Origin of the sequence: Bradyrhizobium sp. 170, assembly GCF_023101085.1 — a bacterium.
Taxonomy (GTDB): domain Bacteria; phylum Pseudomonadota; class Alphaproteobacteria; order Rhizobiales; family Xanthobacteraceae; genus Bradyrhizobium.
This window is the reverse complement of the sequence record NZ_CP064703.1, coordinates 3,314,327-3,329,189: the sequence shown is the minus strand read 5'-3', so window position 1 is coordinate 3,329,189 and position 14,863 is coordinate 3,314,327. Positions and strand designations below refer to the sequence as shown.

At 63.1% G+C, this 14,863-nt stretch carries 13 protein-coding genes; 8 read left to right on the top strand and 5 right to left on the bottom strand.

Features of this window, described 5'->3' with window-relative positions:
* Positions 1–90: 90 nt before the first annotated feature.
* Positions 91–1,335 (bottom strand): ABC transporter substrate-binding protein, encoded by a 1,245-nt coding sequence (locus IVB05_RS15465; protein ID WP_247785204.1) that lies wholly within the window; start codon positions 1,333–1,335, stop codon positions 91–93.
* Positions 1,336–1,417: 82 nt separating this feature from the next.
* On the bottom strand, positions 1,418–2,239 hold the full coding sequence (locus IVB05_RS15460; RefSeq protein ID WP_247785203.1) for a putative hydro-lyase: 822 nt from the start codon (positions 2,237–2,239) through the stop codon (positions 1,418–1,420).
* 120 nt (positions 2,240–2,359) lie between these two features.
* On the opposite strand from IVB05_RS15460, the gene IVB05_RS15455 reads away from it, so the two are divergent.
* From IVB05_RS15455 to IVB05_RS15445, 3 genes are read left to right on the top strand one after another with little or no spacing between them, the layout of a single operon-like run.
* Positions 2,360–3,277 carry a LysR family transcriptional regulator gene (locus IVB05_RS15455; protein ID WP_247785202.1) on the top strand — a complete coding sequence of 306 codons (918 nt, stop codon included), beginning with the start codon at positions 2,360–2,362 and terminating at the stop codon, positions 3,275–3,277.
* A 41-nt stretch (positions 3,278–3,318) separates the two neighbouring features.
* A complete protein-coding gene (locus IVB05_RS15450; RefSeq protein ID WP_247785201.1) occupies positions 3,319–4,569 on the top strand; it encodes a Zn-dependent hydrolase in 1,251 nt (416 codons plus the stop codon).
* Between the two features lie 37 nt (positions 4,570–4,606).
* Complete coding sequence (locus tag IVB05_RS15445; protein WP_247785200.1) at positions 4,607–5,521, top strand: NAD(P)-dependent oxidoreductase; 915 nt, start codon at positions 4,607–4,609, stop codon at positions 5,519–5,521.
* A 197-nt stretch (positions 5,522–5,718) separates the two neighbouring features.
* Here the strand turns inward: IVB05_RS15445 and IVB05_RS15440 are convergent, their stop codons facing one another.
* Positions 5,719–6,798, bottom strand: coding sequence for a tartrate dehydrogenase (locus IVB05_RS15440; protein ID WP_247785199.1), 1,080 nt, complete (start codon positions 6,796–6,798; stop codon positions 5,719–5,721).
* Positions 6,799–6,974: 176 nt separating this feature from the next.
* On the opposite strand from IVB05_RS15440, the gene IVB05_RS15435 reads away from it, so the two are divergent.
* A complete protein-coding gene (locus IVB05_RS15435) occupies positions 6,975–7,751 on the top strand; it encodes an SDR family oxidoreductase (protein WP_247785198.1) in 777 nt (258 codons plus the stop codon).
* Positions 7,752–7,908: 157 nt separating this feature from the next.
* Here the strand turns inward: IVB05_RS15435 and IVB05_RS15430 are convergent, their stop codons facing one another.
* Positions 7,909–8,760, bottom strand: a complete 852-nt coding sequence (locus tag IVB05_RS15430) for an alpha/beta hydrolase (RefSeq protein ID WP_247785197.1) — start codon at positions 8,758–8,760, stop codon at positions 7,909–7,911.
* 105 nt (positions 8,761–8,865) lie between these two features.
* Here IVB05_RS15430 and IVB05_RS15425 point away from each other — a divergent pair, with 105 nt between their 5' ends.
* From IVB05_RS15425 to IVB05_RS15410, 4 genes are all read left to right on the top strand, one after another.
* Positions 8,866–10,287, top strand: a complete 1,422-nt coding sequence (locus tag IVB05_RS15425) for an amidase family protein (RefSeq protein ID WP_247785196.1) — start codon at positions 8,866–8,868, stop codon at positions 10,285–10,287.
* A 158-nt stretch (positions 10,288–10,445) separates the two neighbouring features.
* Positions 10,446–11,768 carry an MFS transporter gene (locus IVB05_RS15420; protein WP_247785195.1) on the top strand — a complete coding sequence of 441 codons (1,323 nt, stop codon included), beginning with the start codon at positions 10,446–10,448 and terminating at the stop codon, positions 11,766–11,768.
* A gap of 11 nt (positions 11,769–11,779) precedes the next feature.
* Positions 11,780–12,445 carry a sulfite oxidase-like oxidoreductase gene (locus IVB05_RS15415; protein ID WP_247786703.1) on the top strand — a complete coding sequence of 222 codons (666 nt, stop codon included), beginning with the start codon at positions 11,780–11,782 and terminating at the stop codon, positions 12,443–12,445.
* A gap of 29 nt (positions 12,446–12,474) precedes the next feature.
* Entirely contained in the window at positions 12,475–13,698 is a 1,224-nt protein-coding gene (locus IVB05_RS15410) for a bifunctional alpha/beta hydrolase/OsmC family protein (RefSeq protein WP_247785194.1), read from the top strand.
* On the opposite strand, the gene IVB05_RS15405 is transcribed toward IVB05_RS15410, so the two are convergent.
* Positions 13,695–14,753 carry a YeeE/YedE family protein gene (locus tag IVB05_RS15405; RefSeq protein WP_247785193.1) on the bottom strand — a complete coding sequence of 353 codons (1,059 nt, stop codon included), beginning with the start codon at positions 14,751–14,753 and terminating at the stop codon, positions 13,695–13,697. The genes IVB05_RS15410 and IVB05_RS15405 overlap by 4 nt on opposite strands.
* Between the last annotated feature and the right edge of the window lie 110 nt (positions 14,754–14,863).

Genomic DNA, 14,863 nt, shown 5'->3' with positions numbered 1-14,863 from the left:
TGAGGCCACGATGAAACCGATACTCTTCGGCGTATGGGTCCCTGCTTTCGCAGGGACGACGCCGCGTTAGTCTCTCCAAAAAGCGACGGCTTATTTCATCGGCCAGACGGCTTCGGCAATCGCGGCCTGCGGCGGGAAGATGGTGACGAACTTGCCGCCGATATATTGCAGCAGCACCGGATCGGCGTCGTTGTTCTGGCCCAGCTCGTCGAACTTGACGCGCTTCCACGGCATGATGGTCTGCTCGCCCGGAATGTCGGTCGCCACCAGCGCCTCGCGGATCTTTTCGCCGTCGGTGGATTTGGCGCGGTTGATGGCGTCCGCCATCACCAGCAGGCCCATGAACTGCCGCGAGGTGAGGTCGTTGAAGTCCTTGCCCGACTTCTCCTTGAACATGGCGTTGATCTTGCCGACCATCGGCCGCTTGGCGGCGAGATCGAGCGAGAAGCTGCCGCGCGAGATCACGCCTTCGAGCTTGTCTCCGACCGCATCATACAGCGCCTTCTCGGAGAAGCCGGCGTTCTGGGCGACGATCGCATTCGGCTTGTAGCCGAGCTCGGCCATGGTCTTGACCAGCAGGATGCCGTCGGTGGTGTAGCTCGATGGCATCAGCACGTCGGCGTTCGCCGTCTTGAGCTGCTGCACTTCCGCCGACAGTGACGGCGAATTGGAGCGATACTTGATGTCCGTGGCGATCTTGTAGCCGCGATCGGCAGCCAGTTTGAGCTGGGTGTTGGCGGAATCGGTGCCGAAGATGGTGTCCTCGTGGAACAGCGACAGCGTGTCGATCTTGGCGCCTTTCTTCTTCATGGCGTCGAAGAAATTGAACATCGCGGCCGAGAACATTTCGTCATGCGGCGCGGCGCGGAAATAGAACTTGAGACCGCGCTTGTGCAGGCTCGGCGAGGAATTGTCGGCCGAGATGAACGGGATCTGGTAGCGCTCGCAGACCTGGCTGACGGTCACCGCGACCGAGCTCTGATAGGTGCCGATGACAGCGCAGACCTTTTCCTGGGTGATCAGGCGTTCGGTCTCGGCGCGGCCCTTCTGCGGATCGGCCTGGTGGTCGGCGAACACGAGACGAATCCTGGCGCCGCCGAGGCCGGGCAAGCCTTCGCCCTTTGCCAGCGGCAGATCGAAATCGTGATTCTTGTTGATGATGTCGAGCGCGGTCTCGTACGACTTCTGGGCATCGACACCCATCTGGGCGCTGGCGCCGGAGAACGGATAGATCACGCCGATCACCACTTCGGAAGTTTGGGCGCGGGCGGCGATCGGGCCGAGCGCTGCGGCAGCAGTGGCTCCAAGCAATACGTTTCGGCGCGTGATGTTCATGGCGATATCCTTTGTTGGATGGCGACTATCGATGAAACGGGCGAAGGTTACGGTAAAGCCTCAATGATCAGCAGGAACTGCATCAAAGCACGGCAAGCGCTTTGTTCCTGAGATCGGTCACAAGCATCAATCCGGGCGCATGCGTAATCGCAAACGGCACCTTCGCGGCCTGGATGACCGATTGCGGGGTCACGCCGCACGCCCAGAACACCGGAATTTCATCCGCCTCGACCGGCACCGGATCGCCATAGTCCGGCTTGGCGAGGTCAGCGATACCGATCGACTCGGGAAGACCGATATGAACCGGCGCACCGTGCACGGAGGGGAAACGTGAAGTGATCTGCACCGCGCGGATCGCGTCCGCCGGCTTGAACGGCCGCATCGTCACCACCATCGGACCGGCGAACGGGCCCGCGGGGCTGCAGGCGATGCTGGTGCGGAACATCGGCACGCGCACATCGCGCTCGATATGACGGATCGGCAGCCCCTCCTCCAGCAGCGCCTCCTCGAAGGAGAATGAGCAGCCGAGCACGAAGGCGACGAGATCGTCGCGCCAGTGCGCCATGATGTCGGTCGGCTCCTCCACGATTTCGCCGTCGCGCCAGACGCGATAGCCCGGCAGATCGGTGCGGATGTCGAGGTCGATGCCGAGGGCGGGAATGCGGGGATCGCCGACATCGGACATGCCGATGATCGGGCACGGTTTGGGATTGAGCTGGCAGAAGCGGTGAAAAGCGCCCGCGAGTTTTTCCGGCAGGATCGCGAGATTGCCCTGGACGAAGCCGTTGGCGACGCCCGCCGTGTGATGGGCCATCCCGGTCCGGCAGGCATGCCGGGCCGCCACGCTCGGCGATAAATCTGCCGTATCGTGACCGCGTGTTTCCGTCCTCGCCAAGCCGGTCATCGTTGTCCCCGCTTCCATTCTTGTCGACATCTACTCCGGCATAGGACTATGATAATGTCTAATCGTCTTTTTTAATCAAGTTCGATAAATCTGAATTATCAATCTGCGGGCAGAGGGTGCATGGCTGATTTCAAGGCAATTGAGACCTTCATGTGGGTGGTGACGCTGGGCAGCTTCCGCGGCGCGGCGCAGAAGCTCAACACCACCCAGCCCGCGATCTCGCAACGGATCGCCCAGCTCGAACGCGAGGTGGGCGTGAAACTCCTGCAGCGCGACCGCCGCATGGTGCTGCCGACGCCGAGCGGGCGCCAATTGATGGTCTATGCCGAGAAGCTGATCGGGCTGCGCTCGGAAATGCTGGCGGTTGTCGGCGACCGCTCGGCGATGCGCGGCGTGCTGCGGCTCGGCGTCGCCGAAACCATCGTCCACACCTGGCTGCCGCAACTGATCAAGAGCGTCAACCACGCCTACCCGAACCTGTCGCTCGAAATCGAGGTCGACATCACCTCGAACTTGCGCACCCGGCTGCTCGCACAGGAAATCGAACTCGCCTTCGTGCTCGGGCCGCTGACGGCGCCGATGGTCAATAACCGGACGCTGTGCGATTATCCCATAGGCTTTACGGCCAGTCCCTCGCTCGGGCTCGGCAAGCAGGAACTGACCCTGCACGATCTGGCGAAATTCCCGATCATCACCTTTTCGCGCCGGACCCAGCCTTATGAAATTGTGCGTTCCCTGTTCAACCGCCCTGACCTGCCGCCGATACGGCTGCATGCCAGCGCTTCGCTCGCAACCGTCATCCACATGGCGATCGAGGGTCTCGGCATCGCCTTGATACCGACCGCAATCGTCGAGGACGACATGGCAAACGGGCGGCTGCAATTGCTATCGACCAATCTACAGCTGGCGCCGCTGACGTTTTCGGCAAGCTGGCTCGCCTCCCCCGATACGGTCGCGGTGGAGCGCGTGGTCGAACTCGCCGCCAGCCTGGCGCGAGGCGGCGTCATTGTTGACGCGCCGCGCGAGGCGCGTCATTGAAAAAGCGCGCTTCGCGTATCGTCTGAACTTCGGAACGGCCAATGACAAAAATCGCCTCCAACCTGCAAATCGACTCCGCCCGGCTGTGGGACACCATTCACGAAACCGCCAAATTCGGCGCCACGCCCAAAGGCGGCGTGCGGCGGCTGACGCTCGGGCCTGAAGACAAGCAGGTGCGCGACTGGTTCCGGAACGCCTGCGAGGCCGCAGGGCTGGAAGTGCATGTCGATGCGCTGGGCTCGATGTTCGGCCTGCGCAGGGGCCGCGACATGTCGAAAGCTCCGATCGGCCTCGGCTCTCACCTCGACACGCAACCGACCGGCGGCAAATATGATGGCGTGCTCGGCACGCTGGCGGCACTCGAAGTGGTCCGCACGCTCAACGATGCCGGAATCGAAACCGAGACGCCGATCTGCATCTGCAACTGGACCAACGAGGAGGGCTCGCGGTTTGCGCCGGCGATGATGGCGTCCGCGGCTTACGTCGGCGATTTCACCACCGACGACATTTTGTCGCGTCGGGATGCCGAGGGCGTCACCGTGGCGCAGGCGCTCGACAGCATCGGTTACCGCGGCGCGACCCCGGTGGGGACGCAGAAGTTCTCGGGCTTCGTCGAACTGCACATCGAACAGGGGCCGATTCTCGAGGCCGAAAACAAGACCATCGGCGTGGTCGATTCCGGCCAGGGCGTGCTCTGGTATGACGGCAAGATCACCGGTTTCGAAAGCCATGCCGGCTCGACGCCGATGCCGCTGCGGCGCGACGCGCTGGCGACGCTGTCGGAAATCGTGCTGGCGATGGAGGCAATTGCCAGCAAGCACGGGCCGAAGGCCGTCGGTACCGTCGGCGAGGCTGTCATCGCCAAACCCTCGCGCAATGTCATTCCCGGCGAGATCGCCTTCACGGTCGACTGCCGCAGCGCGGATGCCGCCATCATGGACGCGCTCGACAAGGATTTGCGCAGCGCAATTGCCGAGATCGCGGCACGGCGCAAGGTCGACGTCCAGTTCGATCTGATCTGGCGGAAACCGCCGACGCATTTCGATCCCAAACTCGTGGACGCTGTCGAGAATGCCGCGAAGATGCTCGGGCTTTCCCATCGCCGCATCACCTCCGGCGCCGGCCACGATGCCTGCAACCTCAACACCGTGATGCCGGCGGCGATGGTGTTCGTGCCCTGCAAGGACGGCATCAGCCACAACGAACTGGAAGACGCCACGCAGGCCGATTGCGCGGCGGGCGCCAATGTGCTGATGCATACCGCGCTGGCGCTGGCCGGCGTCGCGTCCTGATAAATAGAACTTGATAAACAGAACTTGGGGAAATGCCATGCGTGGAGTTTTCGTCGACGCCAATGAATCGCTGGCCGTGATCTTCGAGCATCTGGAGAGGCCCGGCGATCCCGAGGTACGGATCAATCGGGACCCGGACATCAGCCCGGAGCAATATCCCGAAATCCTCGACGGCGCCGAAATCGCCATTGTCGATCACACTGCGCTGCCAACCGACATTGCGAAGAAGTGCGCTGGGCTCAGGCACGTCGTGTTTCTCGGCACCGGCGCGCGCAGCTACATGAACCCGGACGAACTCGCCGAAACCGGCATCCACGTGCACCTGATCAAGGGCTATGGCGACACGGCGGTCGCAGAGTGCGCTATCGCGCTGATGTGGGAAGGCGCGCGCGGCTTGGCCAAGATGGATCGCGGGATCCGCGCCGGCAACTGGCTGCGCGACGATGGCATGCAGCTCACGGGCAAGACGCTGGGCCTGATCGGCTTCGGTGGCATCGCCGCCGAGGTCGCGCGGATTGCGATCGGCTCAGGCATGCGCGTCATTGCCTGGAACCGGACGCCGAAGAAACATCCGAAGGTCGAATTCGTCGATCTCGACGAATTGCTCACCGAGAGCGACGTCGTTTCGATCCATCTGCTGTTGAACGACGAGACGCGCGGCCTGATCTCGCGCGCCTGCATCGAGGCAATGAAGCCCGGCGTCATCCTCGTCAACACCGCACGCGGCGCGATCGTCGACGAGGAAGCCATGATCGACGCGTTGAAATCGGGCCAGATCCGCCATGCCGGCCTCGACGTCTTCAACATCGAGCCGCTGCCGGCGGATCATCCCCTGACGAAACTGGAAAACGTCACGCTGTCGGCGCATTCCGCCTTCCGCACGCCGGAAGCGAGCGAGAATTTGCTTGCGGCGGCGTGGGAGCATTGCCGGCGGATCGTGAAGGGGAAATGAAATCGTAGGGTGGGCAAAGGAGCGCAAGCGCCGTGCCCACCGTCTATCCGAGATCGCAGCGCTCGATGGTGGGCACGCTTCGCTTTGCCCACCCTACGATTCCTTCCGTCATTGCGAGCGAAGCGAAGCAATCCAGCGCGCCGCAAAGCAAGAATGGATTGCTTCGTCGCTTCGCTCCTCGCAATGACGGAGAAAGCCTAATCCACCATCTCCGCGACTGCCTTGCCGCACGCCACAGTATCGGCGTTACCGCCGAGGTCCCGCGTGCGCAGCGTGCGTTCGCCGAGCGTGCGCTCGATGGCGCCGACGATGGACTCTGCCGCGGCCTTCTCACCCAGATGCTCCAGCATCATCGCGCCGGACCAGATCATGCCGATCGGGTTGGCGATGCCCTGCCCTGCGATATCAGGCGCGGAGCCGTGCACCGGCTCGAACACCGACGGAAAATTGCCTTCCGGATTGATGTTGCCCGACGGCGCGATGCCGATGGTGCCGGTGCAGGCCGGGCCGAGATCCGACAGGATGTCGCCGAACAGATTGGAACCGACCACGACGTCGAACCAGTCCGGATGCAGCACGAAGTTCGCGGTGAGGATGTCGATGTGGTACTTGTCCCACTTCACACCCGGATAGTTCTTCGCCATCGCCTCCACGCGCTCGTCCCAATAGGGCATCGTGATCGAGATGCCGTTGGACTTGGTCGCCGAGGTCAGGTGCTTCTTCGGGCGTGACTGCGCGAGATCGAACGCGAATTTCAGGATGCGGTCGACGCCAACGCGCGTCATCACGGTCTGTTGCGTCACGAATTCGCGGTCGGTGTCCGGGAACATCCGCCCGCCGACGGAGGAATATTCGCCCTCGGTATTTTCGCGCACCACCCAGAAATCGATATCGCCGGGCTTGCGGTTGGCGAGCGGCGACGGCACGCCGGGCATCAGCCGCACCGGACGCAGATTGACGTATTGATCGAACTCGCGCCGAAATTTTATGAGCGAGCCCCACAGGGAGACGTGATCGGGGATTTTGGCGGGCCAGCCGACTGCGCCGAAATAGATCGCGTCGTGCTTGCCGATTTTCGCCTTCCAGTCCTCCGGCATCATCTCGCCGTGCTTTTCGTAATAGTCCCAGGACGCGAAGTCGAAGTGATCGAAATGCACTGATACCCCGTGCTTTTTCGCCGCCGCCTCCAGCACGCGCAGGCCCTCCGGGACCACTTCCTTGCCGATGCCGTCCCCGGGAATGACCGCGATCCGATACTGCTTTTTGGCGCTGCTCATCGAGAGTTTCCCTAGCTGTTTTGTCAGTCGGCTAATGCCGGTTATTTGATTGCCTTGCAATGGACCAAACCTGCCGCCTGCGCAACGCTGCACTGCAATGTTGACCGCCATGGCGCCGCAAGCCTAACAATTTGTGGCCCCCTCTTCCTGCCTCCCTCACCCAAGCGAGAAATTCCATGGATCTGCATCTGCGCGGCAAACGCGTCCTGATCACCGGCGCATCCAAGGGCATTGGCGCGGCCGCGGCCGAAGCCTTCGCCGAGGAAGGCTGCGACGTCATGCTGGCCGCCCGCAGCGGCGATGCCTTGAAAGCACTTGCCGAGCGGCTGCGCTCGGCGCACCAAATCGGCGCGACGACCCATGTCGTGGACCTGCGCAAGCCGGACGACATCGCCAGGCTCGCAAAGGACGCCGCCGATATCGACATCCTTGTCAACAATGCCGGCGATATCCCGGGCGGCTCGATCAACAAGATCGACGAGGCGGCCTGGCGTCACGCCTGGGAGCTGAAGGTGTTCGGCTACATCAACCTGACCCGCGCGATCTATGCGCAGATGAAGGCGCGCGGCGGCGGCGTCATCGTCAACGACATCGGTGCTGCCGGTGAAAAATTCGACGCCAACTACATCTGCGGCAGCGCCGGCAACGCTGCGCTGATGGCTTTTACCCGCGCGCTCGGCGGCAAAAGCCTCGCCGACAATATTCGCGTGGTCGGCATCAATCCCGGGCCGGTCGGCACCGACCGCCACGTCACGCTGCTGAAGACCCGCGCCAAGAACCAGTTCGGCGACGAGAACCGCTACAAGGAATTCCAGAAAGGCATGCCGCTCGGCCGTCCCGCGCATGCGCGCGAGATCGGCGATCTCATGGCGTTTCTGGCGTCGGATCGCTCGGGGTATACGTCGGGGGTGATCTTTACCGTGGATGGCGGGCATACTTCGGGTTGGGGTTAGGTAAACGCCCTCGACGTCATTGCCGGCGACAAACGCGAAGCGTTTGCGCAAGGGAGCGAAGCGACGAAGCAATCCACGCTTCCCCCGCGGCGCGATTGCTTCGCGGAGCCTGTCATCGGGCGCGCATTCGCGCGACCCGTTGGCTCGCAATGACGGCTCAACCTGTCGTCCGCTCGAACAACTGCCGGATCAGCGTCGTGATCCTCCCCTTCGGCGACATCATCTCGTACATGATGGTGAAGTGGTTCGCATCGGGAATTTCCTCATACGTCACCGGCAATCCGTACTTGGCGCGGTGGCCAGCGAAGTCCGCGGTCTGCTTGCGCAATAGCGGCAGTTCGGCGCTGCCGACCACCAGCGACAGTGGTTTTGGCGGACCGCCTTCCTGCATCATCGGCGAGTTGCGGCGAGAGGTTGCTTCATCGGCCTTCAGCTTCTCGTTCAGGTAAGACTGGCGGATAGGTTCAAGATCGTAGATGCCTGATATGGCCATACCCGCCCTCACCTTCGGATGCGACAGCGCCATCGAGGTCAGGTGCCCGCCGGCGGACCAGCCGGAAACCACGATGCCCCCGGCCGCAGCACCAAGCGCAGGCAATTGCGCGGTGAGGAAATCAATGCCGGCGTGGATTTCGGCGACGATTTCGTCCAGCGCAGCCTCCGGCGCCAGCGTGTAGCCGACCAGCGCCACATTGATGCCATGCGCCATCGGACCTTCGGCAACGACGGTGAAGACTTCCTTGGCCCGCGCCTGCCAGTAGCCGCCGTGAATAAACAGCAGCGTCGGCGCGTTGTCGGCGGCCTTCAGGAAATCGATCCGGTTGCGCTCGCGCGGGCCATATCGCAGGTCGAGATGCCCGGGGAAACGCTTGCGCATCTCGGCGGAGCGCTGCTCCCAGCCTGCAACCATCTCGACGCTGCCGGGCACGGCGACGCCGTTATTGAGGCCGAGGTCCCGCGCCTCCTGGCTCATCGCGCGCCAGTCCAGCTCAGAAAACAGAGTCGTCATGCAATATCTCCGGTCGGCCACAACTTTGGTGCGTTTCCACTTTGCCGGAAAATGTTCTACAGCACCATCTGCGATCAAGAAACGGAAACAAACGGAGATAGCGAAGTGGCTGATCAGGGGCTGGTGCATGAGACAGCGTGTGCCATCGTCGGCAAGCTGAAATCGGGCGAAGTCACCCCGCTCGACCTGCTTGACGTGCTGGAAAAACGCATCGCCGAGGTCGACGGCAAGGTCAACGCGCTGCCGACGCTGTGCTTCGACCGCGCCCGAAAGCACGCCACCGTGCTGATGAAGAAGCCGGCCAGCGAGCGCGGGTTGCTCGCCGGCCTTCCGATCCCGATCAAGGACCTCACCAATGTCGCGGGCGTCCTGACCACGCAGGGCTCACCGATCTACAAGGATAACATCCCGGCGAAGTCGGATATCCTGGTCGAGCATCTCGAAAACAATGGCGGGGTAATCTACGCCAAGTCGAACACGCCGGAATTCGGCGCCGGCGCCAACACCTTCAACGAAGTGTTCGGCCCGACACGCAATCCCTGGGATACGTCCCGCTCCGCCGCCGGCTCGTCGGGTGGCGCAGCAGTGGCGCTCGCCACCGGCACGGCGTGGCTGGCGCATGGTTCCGACATGGGCGGTAGCTTACGCAACCCCGCGAGCTTTTGCGGCATCGTCGGATTGCGGCCGAGCATCGGCCGCGTCGCGCATACGGTAGCCGCGGCGGTCGATCGCAATCTCGGCGTCCAGGGTCCGATGGCGCGCAACGTGGAGGACCTGGCCCTGCTGCTCGATGCCATGAGCGGCGAGCATCCAGCCGATCCGCTGTCGCTGCCTGTGCTGCCGAACTCGTTTCTTTCCGCCGCGCGTTCCGGCAGCAAGCCGAGGCGCATCGCCTATTCGCCTGATCTTGGCATCACGCCGGTCGATCCTGAAGTCGCGGCCATCACCCGCAAGGCCGCGCAGCGTTTTGCGGAGGCTGGTGCGATCGTCGAGGAAGCCCATCCCGACCTGCGCGAGGCCCACGAATGTTTCCACGTGCTGCGCGCCTTCGACTTTGCTCTATCCAAGGCGGCGCTGTTGCGTTCGAAGCGCGACCTGCTGAAGCCCGAAGTGATCTGGAACATCGAGGAAGGCCTCAAGCTGACGGTCGAGCAGCTCGAACGCGCCGAAGCACAGCGCGTCGCCATGACCGCGCGCACGCTGGAATTCTTCGACAAATACGACCTGTTGCTGGCGCCGGCCACGATCGTACCGCCGTTCCCGGTCGAGAACCGCTACGTCGCCGAATGCGACGGCAAGAAGTTCGACAATTATGTCGAATGGCTCGGCATCGTCTACGCGATCACGCTGGTGTGTTGTCCCGCGCTGTCGTTGCCGTGCGGATTTACCGCCTCGGGCCTGCCGGTCGGGCTGCAGGTGGTGGCGCCGCCGCGCGGCGAGGCGCAGTTGCTCGCAGGCAGCAGGGTGCTTGAGGATATTCTGGGCGTGCGCGGGACGACGCCGATCGATCCACGGGCGCCGAAATAAAGATTATTTGAAGGGTCCGTGATCCCGGCCTCGCACAGGCATCCAACTCCTCGTGTCCATCGGAGGGAACCGGGCGCGGCCTGCGGCCGTTAGCAGTGCTGGTCAAAGAGGCGAACTGATCCGGAATAAAGGGATCGCAATCGCCCGTGGAGATCGGCATGACGGATCAAGTCATCAAGCCCGCCGACGATCATGTAGACATCAAGGACGTGAAACGGCGGATCAAGGCGATCTTCATCGGCTCGGTCGGCAATCTCGTCGAATGGTATGATTTCTACGCCTACACCGCGTTCGCGCTGTATTTCGCGCCGGCGTTCTTTCCGAACAGCGACCCGGTGGTGCAGCAGCTCGACGTCGCGGTGCTGTTCGCGGCGACCTTCCTGATGCGTCCGCTCGGCGGCTGGCTGTTCGGCTTCATCGCCGACCGCTACGGCCGGCGGCTGTCGTTGACGCTTTCCGTCGTCTGCATGTGCTTCGGCTCGCTGATCATCGCGGTGACGCCGACCTATGCCACGATCGGGATCGCCGCCCCCGCCATTCTGGCGCTGGCGCGTATCATCGAGGGATTGAGCCTTGGCGGCGAGTACGGCGCCAGCGCGACCTACCTGACCGAAGTCGCCGACCCCAGGCATCGCGGATTCTATTCAAGCTTTCAGTATGTCACCCTGATCGGCGGCCAGCTCACCGCGATCATGGTGTTGCTCCTGCTGCAGAAGGTGTTTCTCACGCCAGAACAGCTCAAGGATTGGGGCTGGCGGATTCCCTTCGTGATCGGCGCCCTGCTCGCGGTCTTCGCCGCCGTCATGCGGCGCAACCTGCATGAGACGGAGGCGTTCGAGGAAGCCAAGAAGCTGACAAAACCGACCGGCTCGATCCGCGGGCTTCTGAAATATCCGCGCGAGCTGCTGCTCGTGGTCGGCCTCACCGCCGGAGGCACCGCAGCGTTCTATACGTTCACCACCTACATGCAGACCTTCGTCAAGCTCTCGGTCGGATTGACCGAGGACCAGACCACCTTCGTGATCTTCAGCTCGCTGATCTTCGCGACCCTGTTGCAGCCGATCTATGGCGGCCTTTCCGACCGCATCGGCCGCAAGCCGCTGCTGATCTTCTTCGGCGTCATGGGCACGCTGGCGACGGTCCCGATCCTGACTACGCTGAAAGAGACAAAATCGCCGTTCACGGCCTTCCTGCTGATCTGCGCCGCCTGGATCTTCGTCGCCGGCTACACCTCGATCAACGCCGTCGTGAAGGCCGAATTATTCCCGACCAACGTCCGCGCGCTCGGCGTCGGCCTGCCCTATGCCATCACGGTATCGGTGTTCGGCGGCACCGCGCCGGCGGTCGCGCTCTATTTTAAGACGTTGGGACACGAGGACTGGTTCTATTATTATCTCAGCGGCATGATCTTCCTCTCGCTCATCATCTATGCGACGATGCGCGACACCAAACATGCGTCCGCTATGCATCGCCACGAGTGACTGGTCCCGATATGGCCGACGAGAACGATCCGCCGCCGGAGAGCAAGCTGACGCGCAGCAAGGCGCGCTGGGCGCGTGAGGGAAAGTTTCTCACCGGAAAGGTTTCGCGGCCTGACGAAGCGCGCCTGCCGCCGGGCCAGCATCTCACCAGAGATTGGCCGACACTCGATCTCGGATTGACGCCGAACATTTCGCGCGAGCGCTGGCGGCTCGATGTTTATGGCGCGGTGGAAAATCCGCTGTTCTGGGATTTCGCGCAGTTTTCCGCGCAGCCGCAGAGCAAGTTCGTATCCGACATTCACTGCGTCACCACATGGTCGCGTTACGACAATCAGTGGGAGGGACTCTCGACCCGCGATCTGCTCGATGCCTGCCGGCCGCGCGAGGAGGCGCGGTTCGTGGTGCTGCATTCCCATGACGGCTACACCACCAATCTGGCGCTGGAGGATTTCGCCGCCGAGGACGCAATCCTCGTCCATAGCTGGTCGGGCGCGCCGCTCGAGCAGGAGCATGGCGGCCCGGTACGGCTCGTCGTGCCGCATCTCTATTTCTGGAAAAGCGCGAAATGGCTGCAGAGCGTCGAATTTCTTGCAGAGGATGCGCCTGGCTATTGGGAAGTCCGCGGCTATCACAACCGCGGTGACCCGTGGCAGGAACAGAGGTATTCCGGCGAATAAAGCCGCAACAATGATTGGGGAGAACGCCCGTGCCGCATGAACGCTTCCAATTCACCGGCGAAGGCGGCCATCAGCTTGCCGCCGCGCTGGATACGCCGGATGGACCGGTGCAGGCCTACGCGCTGTTTGCGCATTGCTTCACCTGCGGCAAGGACGTGCTGGCCGCGAAACGCATCGCTACCGCGCTGGCCGCCAAGGGGATTGCGGTATTGCGTTTCGACTTTACCGGCCTCGGCTCCAGCGAAGGCGAATTTGCAAATTCGACCTTCTCCTCAAACGTCGCCGATCTCGTCCGCGCTGCCGATCATCTGCGCGAAACCCGCGGAGCCCCCACTCTCCTCATCGGGCACAGCCTCGGCGGCGCGGCGATCCTCGCTGCCGCCGGAAAAATCCCGGATGCCAAGGCGGTCGTGACCATCGCGGCGCCCTCCGATCCCGTCCATGTCACCCATCTGTTCAGGGATCGCATCGAGGACATCCGCAAGCATGGTGAGGTCGAGGTCCAGCTCGCCGGACGGCCGTTCCACATCAAGCGCGAATTCCTCGACGACATTGCCGAGCACAGCCTGATGTCGCACGTCGCAAAGCTGCACAAGGCGCTGTTGATCATGCATGCGCCGACCGACGACACGGTCGGGATCGACAATGCCACGAACATCTTCGTCGCGGCCAAGCATCCCAAGAGCTTTGTGTCGCTGGCGGGCGCCGATCATCTGTTGTCCGGCAAGCGCGACGCGGCCTATGTCGCCGGCGTCATCGCCGCCTGGGCCGAACGCTATATCGAGCCGGTCGCAGCGCAGCCCGCCGCTGCCGCGAGCGATGCGCCGCGCAACGTCGTGGTGCGCGAAACCCGCAACGGCAAGTTCCAGCAGATCGTCACCTCGGGTCCGCATGAAATGGTGGCGGATGAACCCTTGGCCGTCGGCGGCCAGGACAGCGGACCCGGGCCGTATGATTTTGTTCTTGCCGGCCTCGGCGCCTGCACGTCGATGACGATGCGGATGTACGCCGACCGTAAATCGCTGCCCGTCGAGCGCATTACGGTGACGCTGAAGCACAGCAAGATTCACGCAAGAGATTGCGAGGAATGCGAAACGCGGGAGGGCATGCTGGATCAGATCGACCGCGTCATCTCAATCGAGGGCGTGCTCGATGCTGATCAGCGCAAGCGGTTGATGGAGATTGCCGACAAGTGTCCGGTCCACCGGACACTCACCTCGGAAATCCGGATCGTGACGAAGGCGGCTGATTAAGCGGCCGCCAGCGGGCGCACGCGCAGTGCGCCGCGCAGGCCGGCGGCGGTGCCGACGAGAATACCGGCAAATGCAATCAACGACGCCAGCGCCAGCGTGGAAAATCCCGTCAAGCCCTGCCCGATCGAGCAGCCGAACGCCATCACGCCGCCTGCGCCCATCAGCGCCGCGCCGCCGCCCGAGCGCAGCATGTGGCGCGGCGATTGAAAGCCCTCGAGCTGGAAGCGTCCGGTCAGGAGCGCAGTCGCAAGGCTGCCGGCGAACACGCCGAACACGGTGACGATGCCGAAATTCAGCGTCGATCCCGTCGACAGCATGACATATTGAAGTGCGTCGGCGATCGGCGCGATGAAGGTGAGCGAGGTGACCGGCGTCGGATTGAAATCGTCGGCGCCAAGATAGCCGGTGGCAAGCCAGCCGGCCGCGACCAGCAAGCCGATCACAACGCCGGCTGCGGCCTGGCCCGGCGAGCGCCGGAACGCCGGATGCGCAAAGGCGAAGATGATCAGCGCCGCTGCGATGATCGAGGCCGCCAGCATGCGTGCAACCGTCGCCGTCAGGCCTGCTCCCGCGAGCAGCGCCGGCACCGAGTTTGCTGTTGCCGTAGTCTGGGACGCGGCGACCAACGCAATGCGCGGCGGCGCGATCAGGCCCTTCAGCGTCATCTGCGCGACGATGGCGAGCACGACGACGACGACGAAGGAACGGAGATTACCGCGCCCGAGCAGCACCAGCGCGCGGGAGCCGCAGCCGTTCGACAGCACCATGCCGTAGCCGAACAAGAGGCCACCGAAGAACATCACCGGCGCCGAAAACGAGGGCTGCAGGTAAATCGACTTGCCGATATCGACCAAACCGGCGGCCGCCAGCAATTGCGTCGCAGCGACGGCCACGCCGATCGCCAGCGCGTAGGTGCGGACCAGCCGGCCGTCGCCATCGGCCCACCAGCCGCGCAAGCCAGAGAGCAGGCAAAAGCCGCTCAGCAACCCGACCGAGCCGTAGACAAGGCCGATCAGCAATCCGCTCACGACGATAATCTGGCCACCATCAAGCACTGGCGTTTTCCTGCTCTCTAGGCGCCGCGGACACGGCTGTCATTGCTCAAATAGGATGCAATTTCCGTGCTGCTATTACGTTGGAAGCATAGGCTCGTCCACGGTCTGCC